The organism is Tolypothrix sp. VBCCA 56010, assembly GCF_050875635.1.
Taxonomy (GTDB): domain Bacteria; phylum Cyanobacteriota; class Cyanobacteriia; order Cyanobacteriales; family Nostocaceae; genus Hassallia.
The window spans coordinates 1-18,592 of sequence record NZ_JBPAOH010000066.1 but is presented as its reverse complement, the minus strand read 5'-3'; the positions used below and the strand labels follow the sequence as shown (position 1 = coordinate 18,592).

Sequence of the window (18,592 nt, the reverse complement as noted above, 5' to 3'; positions counted from 1 at the left end):
TGATTTTTTTGACACAGCGCTATGCAATCAGCAGTCACTCCCGACCAATCTCAAGCAATGGATGCACCGAAACAAGGTTTGCCAGTAACAATTATTACTGGATTTCTAGGTAGTGGTAAGACGACTTTACTTAATCATATTCTCACCAATCAACAGGGTTTGAAAACCGCTGTTTTAGTGAATGAATTTGGTGAAATTGGCATCGACAATGAGTTAATTGTTTCCACTGGCGAGAACATGGTGGAACTGAATAATGGTTGTATTTGCTGCACCATTAATAATGATTTGGTTGATGCTGTTTACAAAGTTTTAGAACGCGAGGAAAGGCTAGATTATCTAGTTGTAGAAACAACTGGATTAGCAGACCCGCTACCAGTCGCGCTGACATTTTTGGGTACAGAATTACGCGATTTGACTCGTCTGGATTCGATTATTACGGTAGTAGACGCGGCAAATTACAGCTTGGATTTATTCAACTCGCAAGCAGCTTACAGTCAAATTGCTTATGGTGATGTGATTGTTATCAATAAAACAGATTTGGTTGATGAAGCCACTTTGAATGAGTTGGAAAAGAAAATCGGGGAAGTTAAAGAAGGAGCTCGAATTCTTCGCACCACGCGATCGCAAGTCCCACTTCCTTTAATTCTCAGCGTTGGTCTGTTTGAGTCTGATAAGTATTTTGACACCGTTGATGAGCATAATCACGACCATCACGACCACGAACATCACCATCACGACCACGACGACCACGACCATTCTACATGCGGTCACGACCACCACGATCATCACGATCATCACGACCACGAACATCACCACCATCATTCCGACCATTTAGAAAATGATGGCTTTACCTCGATTTCTTTCCAGAGTGACAAGCCTTTCTCTATCAGGAAGTTTCAACATTTCTTAGATAACCAGCTATCTGAGAATATCTTCCGCGCTAAGGGAATTATGTGGTTTGACGAAAGTCCAAAGCGTCATATTTTCCACCTTTGCGGTAAGCGCTTCACAATGGATGATGATGAGTGGAAAGGTGAAAAGAAAAATCAGATTGTTTTGATTGGTCAAAATCTCGATAGCGAGACTTTGCTAAGTCAGCTGCAAAATTGCCTCTGTCTACCTTCGACTTCTCGCGGTAAAGGCTTCGGGAAATAAGAGTTAAGAGTAGGGTGCGTTACACTACGTTAACGCACCCTACGGACTTTAAATATGACTATCATAGAGAATCCTCTATATGAAAATTATTGTTTGGATAAAGTTTTTTTGTGAAGCCTTGCCCAAAAGACTTTACACCCAAAAAACACCAGAAAACCCAATAAAAGAAAGAGTGAAAATTGTCCAAGTGATTTAAGGATGTTATCAGATGGTTTAGAACTATTATTGATGGATAAAGCATCTTTTAATTTTCCATCGGGCATTATAGTTTCATAAAAGATAGTGTTTGTTAACACAGTACCATTTATACTTGCTCCAGCTAAATTAGCTTTACCTAAATAAGACATTGATGCGATCGCATCCCCTAGACGCCGATCGTAATGACGAAACCTTTCCGTACTTAATATCAAAAACCTTTTTGACCTGGAATATTTCACTGGGTCAGGATACGGCTCCAGAGTCAGCAACCAACAGGCGTGCCCCAAGGTGCGATTATTGGCTCATTTTCGTTGAAATTTTGACATTTAACATAGAATTTTCAGCCTCACCCAAAAACGCAAAAACTATTTGCAACTTAGCATTTTTGCGTGAGAAATTTATCTATTTATGACGCATAATTTGATTCAAGCAATAAGGGCGATGAGCAAAACAGCGCATACCCAAACGGCGAGTCAAAATACATCGCCCTTCACTCTGCTTAATTTTCAGCTTCAGTATCCAACTGTTGCACCTGTTCTGTGGATAACCCCGTCACTTTCGCTACAACTTCGGGTGAAATTCCCTCTTTTAGCAGATTCGCCGCCACACGCCGCGCTTCTTCAGCACGACCTTCAGCACGACCTTCAGCACGAGCTTCGTCTTTGAGAGCTTGATAAGTTACTGATTCTTGCATAAGTTCTTCCACTCTCTTTAATTTTCAGCTTCAGTATCCAACTGTTGCACCTGTTCTGTGGATAAGCCCGTCACTTTTGCCACAACTTCCGGTGAAATTCCCTCTTTTAACAGATTCGCCGCCACACGCCGCGCTTCTTCAACACGACCTTCAGCACGACCTTCAGCACGACCTTCAACACGACCTTGTTCTATCATTTCAGCTTTGAGAGCTTGATAAGTTACTGATTCTTGCATAAGTTCTTCTCGCAGCAACTGTTTAACTACGTCTTTCTCCAATACTAGCCCAGCCAGAATATACGCTGAGGCTGCAACATTACTTTGTGTCCGTTGGTCGCTAATGCTAGAAATTTCTTCAGCAACCTGCCTTAATGTTTCAGTACGGTCATTAGTATTGCTTAATACCGCAAAGGGTAACAATCCTGGATGCTCCAAAAATATACTTGTTGGTTGCTCCCAAAGGCGAATGACCTCAAACCTATGAAAGGTTTCTTCTAAACTGAATGTCGTTTGCTGCACAAGTTCTGAATTTGTCTGTTGCAAATAAATCACTACTTGGCGCATCCGTTTGCGGGGAAAACGGCGATACACTCGTAACCGATAGTCAATCATCCGAAAGGGAATATCAGCTTTGGGCAAAGTTTGGAATTCCAGATGCAGAACAACTTCATCAGATTGAAGCAATATCAGCGCATCGGCGCGGATGGGTTCAAGGGAGAGTTCTGAAGGACTTAACTCTGTGAGTGCGATCGCTTCCCCTAACAGCCAGGTGGCAAAATCACTGGGGAAAGTTTCAGCAAGAAATTTACAGGTATTATCGAACATTACGAGATTATTAAGTATTGAGACAATTGCCGGCTTTAGTTCTGAAGGTGAATAACCTCCAATTAACATGGAAGTTATTCACCAATTAAGTCTGACAAAGCAGCAAAGACTACTGCACTAAAATAGACCTGCTCAAAATACTCATAAATTCACCTGGGTTAGCAGTTGGTAGTAACGGACTCCATGCACCAACATCTGCATATCCAAGAACTTGCAAATAATGGATAGTGCTTTTCACAGCTTTTGGCGAACCAATCAACAGATGCTTGATAAATTCTCTATTTGGAGATGTTTGTTGTGTAACATCTTGCTGCAAGTCAGGTGCAATTACCTGCTCTGTTTCTGCGATACGCTTATTCTCAACTTGTGCAATCATAATATTGACCTCGCAAAAGGTTAACATTAGCTGTTGCGGTTCTTCTTGGCGGTTGAGCGCAACAGCTTTTGATTGTATCTATATTTGCAATTATTAGTAAATATGTCTATATTTTGCGAATGTCTTAATTCTGCGAATAGTAAAAATCAGATATAAAGCCACTATGCGATGATAAAATGTCGGTACTGAACACAATCAAACAATTTATAAGTGACAGAGAAATAAGTAGATATCGCTTCTGGCAAGAAACTGGTCTTGGCAGAGACACAGCATATCGCTTGTGTAATGACCCAACTTATATTCCGACTGGAAACGTATTAGAAAAAATTTGCGCTACCTATAATGTTCAACCACGAGAGTTGCTAATTTGGATACCAGATGATATTACTAGCGAAGATGCGACTATTTCTGTCCAAAAAGAAAAAGACAGGGAATAACAGATTTTTTGGTTGGATTCGGGTTTTCCGTAATGGATATGAGGCAGTTAAGAGAGAGATTAAATTTCAGAACCGTTGATGTTGCAAGTATCGTGGGTGTAGGCGAATCATCTGTACGAAACTGGGAAAAAGGGCGTACAATGCCCAAACTCAAGATCAATCAAACAGCGGCATTGTGTAGGTTATATAAATGTTCAATAGAAGAATTAGAGCAGGCAGTCAACGAATCTATGGCAAAAGCAAATCAACACGAAGACGTACCCTGAGCGAGTAGGTTAAAGCTAATATCTTGCACTATTCTCAATTAGCGTCCAGACCCGCCCAGAGTTAAAACTCACAGGCTTTTAGCTTAAGTCCACGCTTTGTGGACTAAAACCTTTATCTAGTCGTCTAAAGACGACTTTAGCTATTAGCCTTAGAATGAATTCTAAGGCGGTTGTTGGTATTGGTGCAAGATATCAGTTAAAGCCAACTTGTCAATTAAGTAACATTTAGGAGCGATCGCATTATCTCCAACAGTACTTCTTATGCGTGTTATCATCCAGCGAGTTAAATCATCTCAAGTTACCGTAAACGGTGAAATTATCGGCAAAATTAAACGAGGGTTAAACTTACTCGTCGGTATTGCCGATACAGATACTGCTGTCGAAGTTGACTGGATGGTGCGTAAGTGTTTAAACTTGCGGCTGTTTCCTGATGAAGAGGGGGGAGACAGATGGCAAAAATCCGTACAGGAAATTAACGGTGAGTTGCTGGTAATTAGTCAATTCACGCTTTACGGAGACTGTCGCAAAGGTCGCCGTCCCTCTTTTGACCGTTCAGCCGCTCCAACATTAGCCAAAGATTTATATAATAACTTTGTCGCCAAGTTGCAAGAAAGTGGTTTGCGGGTGGAAACTGGTGAATTTGGGGCAATGATGCAAGTGTCGATTGAAAATGACGGTCCTGTGACTTTATTGCTAGAGCGAGAAGCAACATAAGGGTTTATACGTAGTTAATAAAAATAAGCAACGCTATACTAAGCAGTTCTAAATGATGAGAGAATATTAAATTAACCATCACAAAAGTTTAAATCTCATCATGGCGAAGATCCAGTTTTCCAGAGGTATTAATGAAGAAGTTATTCCAGAGGTACGGTTAACGCGATCGCGTAGTGGCGACAGTGGTACAGCAACGTTTATTTTCACCAATCCTAAAGCTTTGGATCAAGGCGTCACTGAAGATATCACCGGCATGTATATGATTGACGAAGAAGGGGAAATCATCACTCGTGAAGTCAAAGCTCGATTTATCAACGGCAAACCAGAAGCATTAGAAGCTATCCATATAATGAAATCTAGCCAACAATGGGATCGTTTTATACGCTTTATGGAGCGGTATGGCGAGGAAAATGGATTAGAATTGAATAAAGCTTAATCGGGCATTGGGCATTGGGCAATGGGCATTGGGCAATGGGCATTGGGCATTGGGCATTGGGAATTAAAGAAGTTCAAGTTCGCTCATCGGTGAATAAATACGATTCTTTCCATGCCCCATGCCCATTCCCCATTAACAAAATATATGCAACAACCTCATCCTGACTCGCCAGAAATGTCAGTAACTTGTGCTGTGGTTACAGTTAGCGATACACGCACAAGCGAAACAGACAAAAGTGGACAGCTAATTCAGCAATTACTCCTCAATGCAAATCATGCTGTAGGAGCTTACACAATTATCAAGGATGAACCAGCACAAATTCAAGAGCAAATTCAATTGTTGGGTAAAAACGCTAATTTAGATGTAGTAATTTTCAACGGGGGCACGGGAATTGCACCGAGGGATACCACCTACGATGCAATTGAGAAATTGCTCTCAAAAACCTTACCGGGATTTGGGGAGTTATTTCGCTTTTTAAGTTATCAAGAAATTGGTTCGCGAGCGATCGCATCTCGCGCTGTTGCTGGTATTTATCAACAAAAATTAATCTTTTCTCTTCCTGGTTCTAGCAATGCTGTGCGGTTGGCGATGTCCAAGTTGATTTTACCCGAACTCGTGCATTTAGTCAGCCAGATGCGGACTTGATATAATATCATGTCTCGTAGATTACATATGATGTAGAGACGTAGCAGTGCTACGTCTCTACAAGGAAAACGGATTTTTTATTAATGTCAATTAAACGGACATGATATAACTTTGCGCCTCCTGACTCCTGTACATACGCGACCGATCGCGTCTCTACAACTCCTAACTCTCCTTAAAAAAACAACCCCCTTTAGATAGAGGGGGGTTGCGAGATTTTACCATCGTTATTTTTTCAAAGTTTCAAAATTGAGCGATTCTCCGTAGGAGAGGCTACGCCAACGCCAAACTCATTACAGACAAAATTGCTGCGATAATATAAAAAACGCCAACTACTTGTTGTTCAGACCATCCAGTAAGTTCTAAGTGATGGTGTAAAGGTGCCATTTTGAAAAGCCGCTTACCTTTACCATCAGGACCTTTTGTGGCTTTGTAGTAACCAACTTGCGCCATTACTGAAAGGGTTTCGACGAAGAAGATACCGCTAATAATAAATAGCGCTACCAGGCTATTAGTCATTAATCCTACGGCAGCCAGAGCGCCTCCCAGCGCTAGAGAACCAGTATCTCCCATAAAAACGCGAGCTGGGTTGCGATTATGAGCTAAAAAGCCCAAGCAACTGCCACTGACAGCAGCACAGAAAACCATCAATGTCAGCGAGGTGGGGGCGATGAGAACACCTAATGCGAAGATAGCGATCGCTACTGTTCCGGCTGCCAACCCATCAATTCCATCAGTTAAATTAGTCGCGTTACTTTCTGCTACTAAAACAAAACCAGCTAAAGGCCAAAATAAAAATCCCAGAGGTAGCGAAAAACCTAATATCGGCAAAGCGATATTCGTAATATTAGAAGGTTGGTTAAACATTAGCCACAGACAAAACAGTGCGGCAAAACCGACTTGCAAAGCCAGTTTCATATGAGGCGATATACCTTTATTGGACTTACGGCGGAGAATTTGCCAATCGTCAATCCAGCCAATCAAACCGTAACTTAGTGTTAATGCGGAAACCGCAAGTACTTCATATGAAAAGTTAGACCATATACAAGCAATAATCACCGCCACAGGCACAAAGAAAATGCCGCCCATTGTTGGTGTGCCTGCCTTTTTCAAATGCGCTTGCGGACCATCCTCGCGGATGATTTGCCCTGCTTTGAGTGCTTGCAGCCACGGTATTACCCAAAAGCCGACGGCGCCCGACAATAGCGCAGACAACAATAGTGGCAGGGTTAGCGACATACCCTGCCAAGGCAACCGATTGCCCATCCAATCTAAACTTAGTGCTGCAACACTTAGTCCTACACCCAATAAAGAGACTAGACCAATACCAGAAATATTTAAACCTTGGTCAGGAGATAATTTAGCGTCCACGGATATTTCCCTTCACTCCACACTTACATTCAATAAATTACGGGGACTATGCCACTTTTGCCCCCTACCGACAGAAATTAATCGTCTTCTACGGGGATATCGTCGTCATCATCGATATCATAATCAATTCCGCCATCTTCTACACCCATCAAAGCTTCCACATCATCTTCCGAAGATGAAAAATCCGCTTCTTGAACTTCACGCGCTATCAGACGATTACTTGACTGCAACCAGTCCAAGAGCGAGGACTCTTGCTTTAATGGAATTACGGCGGCTCGTTGGTTGCGGGGTTCTTCACGTAATGGAGAATTCAACATATCGACGAAGGCACGAAAAGGCTACAGTGAATAGACATTAAGAGTTTATCACTTGATCTAGGCGAATTTAGTTCATCATTCAACTCTCTCATAGAAAAATCCGTCAAAAAATTTTTATTTAATAGCAGTAAACGATCGCACGGGACTTGTGGATTCTCAATTAATGTTATGCCTTTATACACAGAACATTAATATCGTCTTAATACTGATATTTTTTGAGGTAATGACACATCATGACAAAGGCGTATTTAATTAATGCAATTGCTTCTACAAATCGGGGAATTTTGGCAACTGAATTAGAAAAACAGGCTATCGAAGCTGCGATCGCTAACTTAGAAGACTTAAACCCTACACCTCGTCCGGTTGAAGCTGTTCATTTGCTCAATGGCAATTGGCGACTGCTATACACCACAAGCATTGGGCTATTAAACCTCGACCGCATACCCTTGTCTAAAGTTGGTCAAATTTATCAGTGTATTCGCGTAGAAACTCAGAGCGTTTACAACATAGCCGAATTTTATGGCTTACCATTACTCCAAGGTTTAGTGAGCGTGGCTGCTAAATTTGAAGTAGTTTCCGAGCGGCGCGTCAAAGTCAAATTTGAGCGGTCTATTATCGGCTTGAAAAACTTAATAGGTTACAGTAATCCGGAAACTTTTATCCAACAAATTGAAGCTGGTAAAAAATTCACTGCAATTGATTTTCCTATTAAAAGTGGTGAACAACAAGGCTGGCTAGATATCACCTATCTAGATAACGATCTGCGTATTGGTAGAGGTAATGAGGGTAGTGTGTTTGTCTTAACCAAAGCATAAAATGTTCCTCAAAGAGTATTTGCGAATGACCTTAAGCGATTGTAGGTACTTTGTCAAGAGGGTAATGGGGCATTGGGCATTGGGAATTGGGCATCGGGCATGGGGGATGGGGCATGGGGGATGGGGAATGGAAAAGACAATTACCAATTACCAATTACCCCTTCGGGGTTCGCGGCTGTGCTTCAAGTCGGGAGACCCGACGGCAGATGACGGCAGGTGCTTCATTTGGGGAGACCCCAAGACCGCACTGCCTCCCCAACGCACTGGCTCACCAATTACCAATTCCCAATGCCCAATGCCCGATGCCCAATTCCCAATGCCCCATGCCCCATGCCCCATCCCCCATGCCCAATGCCCTATGCCCAATGACTAATATAGATATAATTCCAAATCATGCTACAGAAATGCTAATCGCACGTAAGTGGCTTTAAAATCTAAAATTCAAAATTGATGGATAGACGGTCTTTTATACTGGGTACGGGCGCACTGGCTTCGCAACTGCTTGTTGGGTGTGCTGACAACAATCAGGCGAAATTAAACGTGCAGCTATTGAAAGGCTCTATCCCCGGACAGGTGGTGAATCAATTTAGCAAGAGTTTACAGCAAAAAGCACAATTAAAGTTTGCCCCAGTAGGACAATTGCAGGATTTATTCGCTCAATTGGAAACTTGGCAGGGAAAAACCAAAAATACTGATGGTAAGGGATGGCTTCCCTCATTACCCTTGCCGCAATTCCAAAAAGCTGTTGTAGCCGATTTGGTAACGTTAGCAGATTACAGACTAAAAGAGGCGATTGAGCAGAAACTAATTCAACCATTGGAAGAGTCGCAGTTAAAACAGTGGTCTGCTTTGCCGAAACGCTGGCAAGAATTGGTGAGACGTAATGACCAAGGTAATTTGGATGCTCAAGGAAAAATTTGGGCTGCACCTTACCGCTGGGGTAGTAGCGTGATTGTTTACCGCCGCGATAAATTTAAACAATTGGGTTGGACACCGAGAGATTGGGCTGATTTGTTTAGAAGTGATTTGCGCGATCGCATTTCTCTACTGGATCAACCACGAGAAGTTATTGGTATAGTTTTGAAGAAGTTAGGAAAATCCTACAACACAGAAAATCTGGATCAAGTGCCTTCTTTGGAAAAGGAATTACGAACCTTAAACCAACAGGTCAAGTTTTACGCTGATGATAAGTATCTCGAACCCTTAATCATTGGCGATACTTGGTTAGCAGTTGCTTGGTCAAGCGACGTTGTGCGGATGCTAACACGTTATCCAGAACTTGCGGTAATTATCCCTGAGTCCGGAACGGCAATGTGGTCAGATTTGTGGGTACGTCCAGTTGGGGGAAAAAGTGCTTTATTATCTGAGTGGATTGATTTTTGTTGGACTCCCAACATTGCCAAGCAAATTTCTTTGCTGACTAAAACTAATTCCCCAATTTCTACCGTCATTGCGACATCTGACATACTCGAACCATTACGCAATCTTTTAGTCAGTAATTCTCAATTTTTCGATAAAAATGAATTTTTGCTACCTTTATCTCAATCAACGCAAAAGCAGTACCAAGATTTGTTTGCCAGAATCAAAAATGAAGGATGAAAAATATCTCTTTTTCTATAAAGAGCGTCCCAATCCTAGTTTATTCTGACTATTAATATCTATCCTACATAAAGCTGGACTTGTTTTAAAGTTACAAGTATAAGTTGCTAAACGTTCTTGTTGATAGTTGAAAACCCGGATATTGTAACCGTAATTCCTGGCAAGGCTGCCTACACGATTCACGAAGTTGTATCGTTCTAAATAGTCTAAAATACTCCAAAATTGCTGGTTGACAACAACATCAACTCGTGCAGGTTGTGTACCTTTTGCTGGATATGCTATCCAGTTATCTAACAACTTGTTTTCAGAGTTTTCTTTTGCCCACCATAAACTGGGAACAGTCAATTGCCCTTGGTTAATGGTGTTAGCTGTAATTACACCTTTTGGATTGTTCAATAAATTTAATTCTAAAGGAGCATCAGAAGCGGGTGGTATAGATGCTTCAGTTTGCGCTGTTGATGGTTGAATTGATAAAAGGGAAATCGTGGTGAGGCTAATGCCTAAGAATAGTGTAAGTAATGACTTTTGAACACCCATTTTATGTTTACGCATAACTTATACCCTGTTCGATTTGGGATTCATCCTCAAAGGAGTATGGGTAATAGGTTTTCATCAATTCTTCAAAACCCATTACCCATTACATTTTTTAGACTATCCTCAATTCCTTAATCTAAAATATGAAATTTAGAATTGTCTACTTACTAAGGACAGAGCTTTTAATACCAATGTTTCCAATTTGAAGCGCATAACCAATGTAAGCGGCAATCAAAACAATTTTTCTGTTTTCTACCAGATGGCTGAAACAAGCCACGCGATCGCGTGGCTTTTTTTAGTGGCATTTCCACATCCAACAATCAAGCGCAGTGTGTTATTTTCACTCATATTGCAAACAAAGCAGCGTGGATGCTGGCAACTTCTTTGGGTGAAGCTGCGAGTGCTTCAAAAATACAATACGTATGCGATCGCTTAAGGGGTACTGCGCGGGTGCGCGATCGCACCTACGGAATGTTAGTTAAAATTCCGAAAAAAATCTCAAAAAGTCCTAAAAATAAAATTACACTTTTTTTGGCACTTATGATATTGGTATTAATTATATAAATTAAATACGTAAACATACTTAAACAATCTTGCTTTATCAATTAAATAACTGTATTGTTAAAAGTGGCTTTTCAAAAAAAGCGCTAATAAAACATAATTTCAGCGCATAGAAAAAAGCGTTGCCTTGGTGAATCGACGAATATCGATATCAAACTTGTGTTTGTGTTCGGTTGTCATTGACATCATCAGGAATTTTCCGCATGGATACTATAGATTTATGAGGATTGATTCCACTGATGTGGAGTTTCTAAACAAAAAGAGTGCGATCGCGTATCTAAATAAATTTGAGTAAACTCCGCTTAACTACTTGCAGTTGAAAATTACAGTTGCCTTTAGACAACTAAATTTTCACTTGATGGAAATAAAAAATTAGTGAATTGGATTCAGGAAAAATCATGTCTTCTAGTTTTTCTCGTCGTCAATTTTTAAGTTTAATCAGCTTCGTGGGTATTGGAACCGTAGTTGCGGGAAGTGCTCCATTCCTTGGCAAATTATTGGTTAGTAAAGCTGAAGCTCAAGATATATCTGAGGAAGTATACAAAGGTAGAAAATATAGGATCGTCACCAATCAAACGCAAGATACGACTGGAAATATAGATAATACATTTGACACATCAAAACAGCTATTTCTTGATGACAAAGAAATTAGAATTATCAGAAATAATAATACAGACAAATATATGACACCTCTTTTATTTGGGGAGTTTAACTCGCCCCATGAAATAGCGAAAAGGTTAATAGACCAGGGAATAAAGTTTCCTATTGGTGAGGTAAAGCTAGATCCTAATGTTGATTGAAAATTATTGGCGTAAGCATTTAAGGAATTGAAGAAACAAAGGAAGCAAAAAATTGAGGTGGAAGATGAAGAATATTAGAAAAAATTTCAGGTATCTGAGTAGCACTGAAAAACAAAACTACATTTCGGCAGTCAAAGCAGTCAAAGCTAGTATTAGTCGTACTACTAACCGTAGTATTTACGATGAGTATGTGCTTTGGCATACTTTAGCAACCGCACACGAAGACCCAAGCGATCCCAGGCATTTCCGTAATGCTGCTCACGTGGGTCCGGCGTTTCTTCCTTGGCATCGCTATTATCTTTACAGATTTGAACGGCAACTACAAAAAAGAGTGCCTGGTGTGACAATTCCCTACTGGGACTGGACGCAAGATGCTGACGATCCTTTCAATTCACCACTTTGGGATGATGACTTTATGGGAGGTAATGGTGACCCTGAGGATAATAACTTAGTTAAGACTGGTCCATTTGCAACCGATCAATGGATAACCATTAATGCGGATGGCAATCCTAAGGGAGGCTTACAACGCGAGTTTGGTAAATTCAGTAAAGGACTACCAACTCGAACAAATGTGCAGATCGCAATCGAGGAAACTCCTTACGATCAAGAACCATGGAACATAGATAGCAGTCCCAGCCATCGCAATCGGCTTGAAGGCTTCCTCACTCCGGGCGGATCAGTTAATCCAGACGGATCGCTTATTATTAATCCAGACGGAACATTCGCTGTTGAATTACACAACCAAGCTCATACATGGATCGGGGGCGATATGTCAAATGTGGTTATTTCACCAAACGATCCAGTTTTTTGGCTGCATCATTGCAACGTAGATCGGCTCTGGGCAATATGGCAAGAGAAGAACCCAAGCCAAGGATATCTACCCACTGGTGACGGACCAGAGGGACACAATCTCTACGACCTAATGTATCCTTGGGATGGGAAAACTACCAGGCTAAAGGCTAGACCCGTAGAAGTTCTAAATTCTAGAAGACTCGGCATCTACTACGATTAGTAGATCGGCGCGATAGAAAATCAAAACAATTTTTCTTTGTTCTACCAGATTCAAAAAAGTAGAAAGAAGTGCGATCGCGCTCAAGCGGGCACCGAAGTGCGAAAAGCGCCGATCAACAACACAGCGCAATGGTGAGCAATGCGGCTCCCGCAAGCGCCGCTGCCGTCCGAATATGGTTCCAGAACGTCCAGTTGGCAAGGTAGCTGACCCACAGGCTCGCGCCGTCAGTGCTGCTGGGATCGACCCTCGCTAGCGCATCGTTCAGCGGCACGTTGAACACGATTGTCACTCCTACTGTGCCGACGAGATAGAGCAGGCTGCCAACGAGCAAGTAGGCAGCACCGGGTTGATGCCACCTTAACAGCGAGGAAAAAGCCAGAAAGATGCAAGCCGCAGCCGTTCCAAAGAGCGCCATCATGAACAATGGATTGATCGCTGTAATGTTAATCGATTGCATGGCGGCAATGCCCTGTGCTGGTTGGAGTCGCGAAAGAGCGTTCATCACGAAAGTCGAGAAGGCAAAGAAAACTCCAGCCACCAGTCCGCAGCCTAGTGCCGCGAAAAGCTTCAATGCGAAAGGCAAGTGGTTAACAGTTACCATAAAGCCTCTTGTGGATTACTGCCCAACAATGTTGTTGAGCGATCGGATTTTACTGCATTGCCTTATTTTCCCACCAGTTGAGCTTGGGTACGAGCAGCCGCGATCGATTGAGCCAAACTTGTGCCACCAAACTCGTCTAAACACCAAATCTAAGAGTAATTCACCGTGTTACTCGTTACTGTACGGTATAGCCGCCATCAATTACTAAGTTTTGTCCTGTAATGTAAGAAGCTGCGTTTGAACATAAAAAGACAACCGCTTCTGCAACTTCTTCAGCTTCCCCTAACCGCTTGAGGGGAATAGTTGCTGTCATTTCCTGAAACACTTCTTCTGGAAGACCTGCCAAAATATCAGTCGAAATAAGACCGGGACTAACTGCATTAATACGAATTTTCTGGCTGGCATATTCGATTGCAGCTGAACGAGTTAGCCCAACAACTCCGCTTTTGGCTGCTTGGTAGGCAGAAAAACTAGATGCACCGATAACAGCACCGCCCATAGATGCCATATTAGCGATCGCTCCCCCACCTGTTTTCAGCATCGCCGGAATTTCATACTTTAAACAAAGCCACACCGCTTTCAAATTCACATCAATCTCAGAATCCCAGTCTTCTTCGGTTCTTTCAGTCAGGGGAATCGATTTTCCAACACCTGCGTTGTTAAAAGCACAATCCAAACGACCATAAATTTCTACTGTTTTATTGACTAATGCTTCAATTTGTGCTGCGTTAGTTACATCTGTTTGTACAAATAAAGCTTCACTTCCGGCTTCTTCAACTAGACGCACTGTTTCTTCACCTTCTTGGGTGCGACGAGCTGCAATGACGACTTTCGCACCTTCTTTGGCAAAAGCAACTGCTGTTGCTCTGCCAATCCCGGAACTACCACCAGTGACAATTGCCACTTTGCCATCTAATTTACCTGCCATAAATTCTTGTCCTAAAAGAAAATGGGGAATGGGGAATGGGGAATGGGGAAAGAAAAATTTCCTACTCCCTACTCCCTATTCTTTCTGGGGAATGGGGAATGGGGAATGGGGAATGGGGAATGGGGAATGGGGAAGAAGAAAGATTTTCACCTTCACAATAAAATGTGCTGAAGGTTATAGTATTTCAGATTCTTGCTGCTTTTTGTAAGTTCTTGCTATTTTCTTTTATTTTTAATTCTTTGTCGGTGGCAAACTGCGGATAAAGCTTACTTAATAATTGTGCTATCTCTTCTGAGCTAGAAGAGTTGATTAAACTCAGGTTTAAAGGCGCTTTACTGATAAACTTGGCATAAGACTCACTTAAATAAGGACGATAATTCGGTTTGTTGAGAAGATGAGTTTCAAAAAAAGCCACACTGAGAGCTTTGACATAAGAGTAAGCTGGTGTGCGATCTGGACCAAGTAATCCATTTGGTACAGGTATCACTCTTTCACTGGGAGGTGGATCTGTTTCCACTGTGAAGTGAGTGCCATTTTCGATTAATGCTAAATATTTATCTGGATTTGGTAGCCTGGTAAAAGGAAAAATCTGTTCTGGTACGGCTGGGGTAAAAATATCTTGACTACCTGCTACTAACATTGTCGGAATTTTAATTTGACTTACTCCCTTAGAGCCAAAAATTGTGCTATCTAAGGGATTCATTGCCAAAATTGCTTTTACCCGCTCATCTTTAATTGGATAAATAGCTGGTTTTACTTCCAACGCTCTACACTGTAAGAAAACTGATAAATTTAACGAACGGTTAGGACTACAATCTTTACGGACTTGCGGAAAATTTATTGTTGCTCCTGCTAACGCTAAAGCAGTATATGCGCCTAAAGAATGTCCGATTACTCCTACTTGTTGAAGATTCAATTTTCCTTTGAGATTAACATCAGAATCGTTCAGACGTTGAAGTTCATCTAATAAGTATTTTACATCTAAGGGACGGTTAATTAATTCTGTTGCTTGTGGGGGACTTGCAATTCCTGATAAGAATTGTTGAAACTCCTTAGAGTTAGTTTCCGGATGTTCAATGACCGCGACTGCAAAGCCATAGGATACTAAATGTTTAGCTAAATAGGCAAATGTATTGCGGTCTTGTGCCAAGCCGTGAGAAATTACAATTACAGGGAAAGGCGAAGAAAAGCTAGGTGTTTTGTTTTGCGGCGATTGAGGTAAATATAAATCTGCGCCGTAGTTGCGTTCTGGGATAGATCCAGATTGTCCATCACGCGATCGCTCGCGTAAATTTAAAGTAATTTTTTGGAAACCCAAACCACCTGCAAGTCGAATATCTTGCCGTTGCGAAAAATCAATTTGCGCTTGTGTTGTATTTTTATCTGCTAATTGTTGTAATGTCGAAACTACTGCATCTCTTTTTTTCAGTAAATCTGATAATTGCCCAAATGTATTTACCGTTTCCGAAAAGTTCAAACGTATACTGGGGCTAGGATATCGACGTATGATATTAACTAATGTTAAACCTTGTGGGTCAGCAGCAGATAAAATAAGTGCAGATCGTAAAGCGTAGAAACCATTTTGTCTAGTTTCCACTTGCACTAATTCTCCCAGACGTTGCAGTATTTTTTCGCCTATGGGGGAATAAGTAAATTGCGACACTAAGGTGGGGCTAATATTAAATTTGGTTTGGAGAAATTCTCGTAGTTGTGCTAGTTGTTCTGGTTTAGCACGTTTAGCATAAAAGGCAAAGTCGGAAGTAATTTTACCTTGTTTGGCAAATATTTCTAAATCATTGGTGGAGATGGAAAAGTCACCAAATGGAGGGTAATAAAAATCAATGCGATCGGCTCCGAATGCAGGTGTTGTAATTGCTACACTGGATATAACTCCAAATAATGAAGCGTTGGCGTAGCCTCTCCAACGGAGAATCGCTTTTCCTACCCAATGCTGCTTTTTGTGAAGTATCTTACTCAAATAATCTATATTGTGCTGTGTCATTGCCACTACTGCAAGAGTGTCTGCCACAGTATGATATAACTTTTTGTTTCTCAAAATATCTAGTTTCATATCCCCGACTTATTGAATAAGTCGGGGATATTGTTTTTCACAATAGTATACTAGAGGATAGCTATCCGCTAGATTTTTCCACTAGACTTTTTAAGTGTAAATACGCTTCCTCTGGGGTTAGTGCTTGAGACTTACTCTCGTTGTGAATGTAAAATTCCCAACTATCAGGAAAGTGATGCACAACAAAACTAGAGATAAGTTTCAATTTCAAAGCTTTTTTTCCTAAAGCTTCTGCTTGTTCTGCTAAAGTAATTTCGTCATGAAACTCAGAGTTACTCATGTTGAATGCTTTCTTGAGTTGATCGGAATATTATTAATTATTAATCCTATACTCTTTTAGCTACCTTTATAAATTATTAAGTTGTGTGCATGTTGTCTGGCTTGTGGCGATTTTGTAAGATAATTTTGGGGGTGACACCCGTAAGGCGTTTAAAATGTAGGTTAAGATGACTTTGGTTGGCAAAGCCGCAGGCTAAAGCAACATCAATTATTGGCATTTCTCCTTGTAATAACAATTGTTTGGCTCGCTCAACTCGCTGCTGAATTACATATTGATGTACAGACATATTCATTGATTGCTTGAAAAGACGACAAAAGTAAAATTCACTTAATTGAGCGATCGCGGCAATTTCTGCTAGTCTCAAATTATACTGAAGATGAGCGTTGATATATTCAATTACTTTCTGTAATTTGTGTTTTGGCAATCCATCTGAAGAAGTGGAAATCTGAGTTTTGAAAACAGAATATTTTCTCAGCAAATGCGTTATCAATGTTGTTTTTAGTTGCTCGATAAATAAGTTACCAGCGATACCACCAGAAACTAGCTCATCTTTAAATGCTGAAAGAATGCCTTGAATGAGTGGGTCTTGCAATGTGGCAAAATGAGGCTTAAGTTCGATGCGTAGACGCGTTCGCCCTTGGCGTTGCCGCAGGCTAGCGGCTTGTCGCCTGACATCGCTTTTCACCAACTCTTGTCCTACCTTATTAAACAAGCTTGGTTCAATTCCCACAAACATAAACTCAATATCCTTTAACCACTGACAGCGGTGCAGCACTCCAGCTGGCAAAATGAAAGTATTGCCATGCACTAACTGCTGTAACTTTCCATCAATCCACTGTTCCAAAGGCGTTGGTGAACAAATATATGTCAAAATATGCAAGCAGTGAAGATGTTCTGTAGTATCGTGTGTCGGCTGTTGTTGCAGTTCAAAATGAATATCACTCCACTGAGCGTTTTTGCTAGAAACAATTGGCGATTTAGGCAAAATTAAATTCGATGCATCTGCTTGACGATAATCGATGATGGTAATTTGCTGTTGTTGCGCCATTTTTCTACTAGCAAGATGATTTGACAATTAACATCGATAAATTAACATATCGTAAAGACGTTCCGACGGAACGTCTTCTACAATACCAGGATTATGCAACAGTTGATTTATTTACCAGAAATAGCAGAATTTCTCGATCGCTTGTTTGCGGTTGAACGTTACACCGAAGCTGAAAGAGGTGGTGTATATTTGCCATCATCCCGTAGTATTAAACGTTTGGGTTTGGCGTTAGAACCTAAGACAGATTTATCAGAATGGGTGATCGCGCAAAATATAGATGCGCTATTCTTACATCGACCCTGGAAACTTCAACCACAACAACTTACACCAGATGTCGGGGTAATTGCTTATCATTTACCATTTGATGAGTATTTGACGTTGAGTTACAATTCTCGCTTGGCGGAAGTTTTGGGAATTTCATCTCTAGAAGTTTTAGGAAAAAAAGATTGTCGTGCGATCGGTATGATTGGAGAGATACCGAAGCAGAATTTTCATAATTTATGTAATTGTATCAATCAAATCTTTGGAGGATACGAGCAAGTACTGACGGCAGAACAGAGTGAAGTATCACGAATTGCTGTTGTTGGCGCAATGACAGACTTGCTGGTACGTGAAGCAGCAAATAAAGGTGCTGAAGTTTATATAACAGGACAATTGCGACAGCCAGCCGAACAAGCGATGCAGGAAACTAAAATTGCAGCGATCGCTATTGGGCACCGTCGTAGTGAAGTTTGGGGTTTACGTGTACTCGCAGGAATACTACGTGAACGTTGGGCTAATTTAGAGGTTTTAGTTGCTCCCTAATGCATAGGGCATTGGGCATTGGGCATTGGGCATTGGGCATTGGGCATTGGGCATTGGGCATTGGGCATTGGGCATTGGGCATTGGGCATTGGGCATTGGGCATTGGGCA

27 protein-coding genes are annotated in these 18,592 nt (G+C 41.3%); 15 read left to right on the top strand and 12 right to left on the bottom strand.

The window, feature by feature from the left end; all coding sequences use genetic code 11:
• Nucleotides 1-21 precede the first annotated feature (21 nt).
• On the top strand, nt 22-1,155 hold the full coding sequence (locus AABK37_RS21655) for a CobW family GTP-binding protein (RefSeq protein WP_432553596.1): 1,134 nt from the start codon (nt 22-24) through the stop codon (nt 1,153-1,155).
• Between the two features lie 86 nt (nt 1,156-1,241).
• Here AABK37_RS21655 and AABK37_RS21650 read toward each other — a convergent pair whose 3' ends face one another.
• From AABK37_RS21650 to AABK37_RS21635, 4 genes are all read right to left on the bottom strand, one after another.
• The gene (locus AABK37_RS21650) at nt 1,242-1,502 is read right to left on the bottom strand and encodes a hypothetical protein (RefSeq protein WP_432553595.1); all 261 of its coding nucleotides are present in this window, start codon (nt 1,500-1,502) and stop codon (nt 1,242-1,244) included.
• Nucleotides 1,503-1,852: 350 nt separating this feature from the next.
• Nucleotides 1,853-2,047 (bottom strand): hypothetical protein, encoded by a 195-nt coding sequence (locus tag AABK37_RS21645; protein WP_432553594.1) that lies wholly within the window; start codon nt 2,045-2,047, stop codon nt 1,853-1,855.
• A 17-nt stretch (nt 2,048-2,064) separates the two neighbouring features.
• Complete coding sequence (locus AABK37_RS21640; RefSeq protein WP_432553614.1) at nt 2,065-2,871, bottom strand: Rpn family recombination-promoting nuclease/putative transposase; 807 nt, start codon at nt 2,869-2,871, stop codon at nt 2,065-2,067.
• A gap of 109 nt (nt 2,872-2,980) precedes the next feature.
• Entirely contained in the window at nt 2,981-3,247 is a 267-nt protein-coding gene (locus tag AABK37_RS21635) for a hypothetical protein (protein ID WP_432553593.1), read from the bottom strand.
• Between the two features lie 176 nt (nt 3,248-3,423).
• Between AABK37_RS21635 and AABK37_RS21630 the strand changes: the two genes are divergently transcribed.
• The 6 genes from AABK37_RS21630 to AABK37_RS21605 all read left to right on the top strand — a co-directional run bounded on the left by AABK37_RS21630 (nt 3,424) and on the right by AABK37_RS21605 (nt 5,745).
• Nucleotides 3,424-3,684: a helix-turn-helix domain-containing protein gene (locus tag AABK37_RS21630; protein WP_432553592.1), complete on the top strand. Its 261-nt coding sequence runs from the start codon at nt 3,424-3,426 to the stop codon at nt 3,682-3,684.
• Between the two features lie 38 nt (nt 3,685-3,722).
• On the top strand, nt 3,723-3,950 hold the full coding sequence (locus AABK37_RS21625; RefSeq protein WP_432553591.1) for a helix-turn-helix transcriptional regulator: 228 nt from the start codon (nt 3,723-3,725) through the stop codon (nt 3,948-3,950).
• A 261-nt stretch (nt 3,951-4,211) separates the two neighbouring features.
• The gene (gene dtd, locus AABK37_RS21620; protein ID WP_432553590.1) at nt 4,212-4,664 is read left to right on the top strand and encodes a D-aminoacyl-tRNA deacylase; all 453 of its coding nucleotides are present in this window, start codon (nt 4,212-4,214) and stop codon (nt 4,662-4,664) included.
• Between the two features lie 100 nt (nt 4,665-4,764).
• Nucleotides 4,765-5,100, top strand: a complete 336-nt coding sequence (gene psb28 / locus AABK37_RS21615; protein WP_432553589.1) for a photosystem II reaction center protein Psb28 — start codon at nt 4,765-4,767, stop codon at nt 5,098-5,100.
• Nucleotides 5,101-5,114: 14 nt separating this feature from the next.
• Nucleotides 5,115-5,264 carry a hypothetical protein gene (locus AABK37_RS21610; protein WP_432553588.1) on the top strand — a complete coding sequence of 50 codons (150 nt, stop codon included), beginning with the start codon at nt 5,115-5,117 and terminating at the stop codon, nt 5,262-5,264.
• The gene (locus AABK37_RS21605) at nt 5,212-5,745 is read left to right on the top strand and encodes a MogA/MoaB family molybdenum cofactor biosynthesis protein (RefSeq protein ID WP_432553587.1); all 534 of its coding nucleotides are present in this window, start codon (nt 5,212-5,214) and stop codon (nt 5,743-5,745) included. The genes AABK37_RS21610 and AABK37_RS21605 overlap by 53 nt, the downstream gene beginning before the upstream one ends.
• A 270-nt stretch (nt 5,746-6,015) precedes the next feature.
• Here AABK37_RS21605 and mraY read toward each other — a convergent pair whose 3' ends face one another.
• On the bottom strand, nt 6,016-7,113 hold the full coding sequence (gene mraY / locus AABK37_RS21600; RefSeq protein ID WP_432553586.1) for a phospho-N-acetylmuramoyl-pentapeptide-transferase: 1,098 nt from the start codon (nt 7,111-7,113) through the stop codon (nt 6,016-6,018).
• A 77-nt stretch (nt 7,114-7,190) separates the two neighbouring features.
• Nucleotides 7,191-7,430, bottom strand: coding sequence for a DUF3134 domain-containing protein (locus tag AABK37_RS21595; protein WP_432553585.1), 240 nt, complete (start codon nt 7,428-7,430; stop codon nt 7,191-7,193).
• Between the two features lie 230 nt (nt 7,431-7,660).
• On the opposite strand from AABK37_RS21595, the gene AABK37_RS21590 reads away from it, so the two are divergent.
• The 3 genes from AABK37_RS21590 to AABK37_RS21580 all read left to right on the top strand — a co-directional run bounded on the left by AABK37_RS21590 (nt 7,661) and on the right by AABK37_RS21580 (nt 9,844).
• A complete protein-coding gene (locus tag AABK37_RS21590; RefSeq protein WP_432553613.1) occupies nt 7,661-8,245 on the top strand; it encodes a PAP/fibrillin family protein in 585 nt (194 codons plus the stop codon).
• 64 nt (nt 8,246-8,309) lie between these two features.
• A complete protein-coding gene (locus AABK37_RS21585) occupies nt 8,310-8,618 on the top strand; it encodes a hypothetical protein (protein ID WP_432553584.1) in 309 nt (102 codons plus the stop codon).
• A 77-nt stretch (nt 8,619-8,695) separates the two neighbouring features.
• Nucleotides 8,696-9,844: an extracellular solute-binding protein gene (locus tag AABK37_RS21580; RefSeq protein ID WP_432553583.1), complete on the top strand. Its 1,149-nt coding sequence runs from the start codon at nt 8,696-8,698 to the stop codon at nt 9,842-9,844.
• Nucleotides 9,845-9,859: 15 nt separating this feature from the next.
• Here AABK37_RS21580 and AABK37_RS21575 read toward each other — a convergent pair whose 3' ends face one another.
• Nucleotides 9,860-10,396, bottom strand: a complete 537-nt coding sequence (locus tag AABK37_RS21575; RefSeq protein WP_432553582.1) for a hypothetical protein — start codon at nt 10,394-10,396, stop codon at nt 9,860-9,862.
• Between the two features lie 267 nt (nt 10,397-10,663).
• Between AABK37_RS21575 and AABK37_RS21570 the strand changes: the two genes are divergently transcribed.
• The 3 genes from AABK37_RS21570 (at nt 10,664) to AABK37_RS21560 (ending at nt 12,751) form a co-directional block, all read left to right on the top strand.
• On the top strand, nt 10,664-10,942 hold the full coding sequence (locus AABK37_RS21570; protein WP_432553581.1) for a hypothetical protein: 279 nt from the start codon (nt 10,664-10,666) through the stop codon (nt 10,940-10,942).
• Nucleotides 10,943-11,337: 395 nt separating this feature from the next.
• Nucleotides 11,338-11,739 carry a hypothetical protein gene (locus AABK37_RS21565; RefSeq protein WP_432553580.1) on the top strand — a complete coding sequence of 134 codons (402 nt, stop codon included), beginning with the start codon at nt 11,338-11,340 and terminating at the stop codon, nt 11,737-11,739.
• A gap of 64 nt (nt 11,740-11,803) precedes the next feature.
• Complete coding sequence (locus tag AABK37_RS21560; RefSeq protein ID WP_432553579.1) at nt 11,804-12,751, top strand: tyrosinase family protein; 948 nt, start codon at nt 11,804-11,806, stop codon at nt 12,749-12,751.
• 112 nt (nt 12,752-12,863) lie between these two features.
• Here the strand turns inward: AABK37_RS21560 and AABK37_RS21555 are convergent, their stop codons facing one another.
• Nucleotides 12,864-13,352 (bottom strand): DUF1772 domain-containing protein, encoded by a 489-nt coding sequence (locus AABK37_RS21555; RefSeq protein ID WP_432553578.1) that lies wholly within the window; start codon nt 13,350-13,352, stop codon nt 12,864-12,866.
• A 175-nt stretch (nt 13,353-13,527) separates the two neighbouring features.
• The gene (locus AABK37_RS21550) at nt 13,528-14,280 is read right to left on the bottom strand and encodes an SDR family oxidoreductase (protein ID WP_432553577.1); all 753 of its coding nucleotides are present in this window, start codon (nt 14,278-14,280) and stop codon (nt 13,528-13,530) included.
• Nucleotides 14,281-14,315: 35 nt separating this feature from the next.
• Here AABK37_RS21550 and AABK37_RS21545 point away from each other — a divergent pair, with 35 nt between their 5' ends.
• Nucleotides 14,316-14,441 carry a hypothetical protein gene (locus AABK37_RS21545; protein WP_432553576.1) on the top strand — a complete coding sequence of 42 codons (126 nt, stop codon included), beginning with the start codon at nt 14,316-14,318 and terminating at the stop codon, nt 14,439-14,441.
• A gap of 23 nt (nt 14,442-14,464) precedes the next feature.
• On the opposite strand, the gene AABK37_RS21540 is transcribed toward AABK37_RS21545, so the two are convergent.
• From AABK37_RS21540 to AABK37_RS21530, 3 genes are all read right to left on the bottom strand, one after another.
• Nucleotides 14,465-16,351: an alpha/beta hydrolase gene (locus AABK37_RS21540; RefSeq protein ID WP_432553575.1), complete on the bottom strand. Its 1,887-nt coding sequence runs from the start codon at nt 16,349-16,351 to the stop codon at nt 14,465-14,467.
• Nucleotides 16,352-16,412: 61 nt separating this feature from the next.
• Complete coding sequence (locus tag AABK37_RS21535; RefSeq protein WP_432553574.1) at nt 16,413-16,631, bottom strand: hypothetical protein; 219 nt, start codon at nt 16,629-16,631, stop codon at nt 16,413-16,415.
• A gap of 76 nt (nt 16,632-16,707) precedes the next feature.
• A complete protein-coding gene (locus AABK37_RS21530; protein ID WP_432553573.1) occupies nt 16,708-17,679 on the bottom strand; it encodes a helix-turn-helix domain-containing protein in 972 nt (323 codons plus the stop codon).
• Nucleotides 17,680-17,772: 93 nt separating this feature from the next.
• On the opposite strand from AABK37_RS21530, the gene AABK37_RS21525 reads away from it, so the two are divergent.
• Nucleotides 17,773-18,483: a Nif3-like dinuclear metal center hexameric protein gene (locus AABK37_RS21525; protein WP_432553572.1), complete on the top strand. Its 711-nt coding sequence runs from the start codon at nt 17,773-17,775 to the stop codon at nt 18,481-18,483.
• Nucleotides 18,484-18,592: the final 109 nt, after the last annotated feature.

What these genes read in the sequence shown, in the direction of transcription:
- AABK37_RS21655 (WP_432553596.1), top strand. Translation starts at nt 22, where the DNA reads ATGCAATCAGCAGTCACTCCCGACCAATCTCAAGCAATGGATGCACCG.
- AABK37_RS21650 (WP_432553595.1), bottom strand. Translation starts at nt 1,502, where the DNA reads ATGTCTTATTTAGGTAAAGCTAATTTAGCTGGAGCAAGTATAAATGGT.
- AABK37_RS21645 (WP_432553594.1), bottom strand. Translation starts at nt 2,047, where the DNA reads ATGCAAGAATCAGTAACTTATCAAGCTCTCAAAGACGAAGCTCGTGCT.
- AABK37_RS21640 (WP_432553614.1), bottom strand. Translation starts at nt 2,871, where the DNA reads ATGTTCGATAATACCTGTAAATTTCTTGCTGAAACTTTCCCCAGTGAT.
- AABK37_RS21635 (WP_432553593.1), bottom strand. Translation starts at nt 3,247, where the DNA reads ATGATTGCACAAGTTGAGAATAAGCGTATCGCAGAAACAGAGCAGGTA.
- AABK37_RS21630 (WP_432553592.1), top strand. Translation starts at nt 3,424, where the DNA reads ATGTCGGTACTGAACACAATCAAACAATTTATAAGTGACAGAGAAATA.
- AABK37_RS21625 (WP_432553591.1), top strand. Translation starts at nt 3,723, where the DNA reads ATGAGGCAGTTAAGAGAGAGATTAAATTTCAGAACCGTTGATGTTGCA.
- dtd (WP_432553590.1), top strand. Translation starts at nt 4,212, where the DNA reads ATGCGTGTTATCATCCAGCGAGTTAAATCATCTCAAGTTACCGTAAAC.
- psb28 (WP_432553589.1), top strand. Translation starts at nt 4,765, where the DNA reads ATGGCGAAGATCCAGTTTTCCAGAGGTATTAATGAAGAAGTTATTCCA.
- AABK37_RS21605 (WP_432553587.1), top strand. Translation starts at nt 5,212, where the DNA reads ATGCCCCATGCCCATTCCCCATTAACAAAATATATGCAACAACCTCAT.
- AABK37_RS21595 (WP_432553585.1), bottom strand. Translation starts at nt 7,430, where the DNA reads ATGTTGAATTCTCCATTACGTGAAGAACCCCGCAACCAACGAGCCGCC.
- AABK37_RS21585 (WP_432553584.1), top strand. Translation starts at nt 8,310, where the DNA reads ATGGGGCATTGGGCATTGGGAATTGGGCATCGGGCATGGGGGATGGGG.
- AABK37_RS21580 (WP_432553583.1), top strand. Translation starts at nt 8,696, where the DNA reads ATGGATAGACGGTCTTTTATACTGGGTACGGGCGCACTGGCTTCGCAA.
- AABK37_RS21575 (WP_432553582.1), bottom strand. Translation starts at nt 10,396, where the DNA reads ATGCGTAAACATAAAATGGGTGTTCAAAAGTCATTACTTACACTATTC.
- AABK37_RS21565 (WP_432553580.1), top strand. Translation starts at nt 11,338, where the DNA reads ATGTCTTCTAGTTTTTCTCGTCGTCAATTTTTAAGTTTAATCAGCTTC.
- AABK37_RS21560 (WP_432553579.1), top strand. Translation starts at nt 11,804, where the DNA reads ATGAAGAATATTAGAAAAAATTTCAGGTATCTGAGTAGCACTGAAAAA.
- AABK37_RS21555 (WP_432553578.1), bottom strand. Translation starts at nt 13,352, where the DNA reads ATGGTAACTGTTAACCACTTGCCTTTCGCATTGAAGCTTTTCGCGGCA.
- AABK37_RS21550 (WP_432553577.1), bottom strand. Translation starts at nt 14,280, where the DNA reads ATGGCAGGTAAATTAGATGGCAAAGTGGCAATTGTCACTGGTGGTAGT.
- AABK37_RS21545 (WP_432553576.1), top strand. Translation starts at nt 14,316, where the DNA reads ATGGGGAATGGGGAAAGAAAAATTTCCTACTCCCTACTCCCTATTCTT.
- AABK37_RS21540 (WP_432553575.1), bottom strand. Translation starts at nt 16,351, where the DNA reads ATGAAACTAGATATTTTGAGAAACAAAAAGTTATATCATACTGTGGCA.
- AABK37_RS21535 (WP_432553574.1), bottom strand. Translation starts at nt 16,631, where the DNA reads ATGAGTAACTCTGAGTTTCATGACGAAATTACTTTAGCAGAACAAGCA.
- AABK37_RS21530 (WP_432553573.1), bottom strand. Translation starts at nt 17,679, where the DNA reads ATGGCGCAACAACAGCAAATTACCATCATCGATTATCGTCAAGCAGAT.
- AABK37_RS21525 (WP_432553572.1), top strand. Translation starts at nt 17,773, where the DNA reads ATGCAACAGTTGATTTATTTACCAGAAATAGCAGAATTTCTCGATCGC.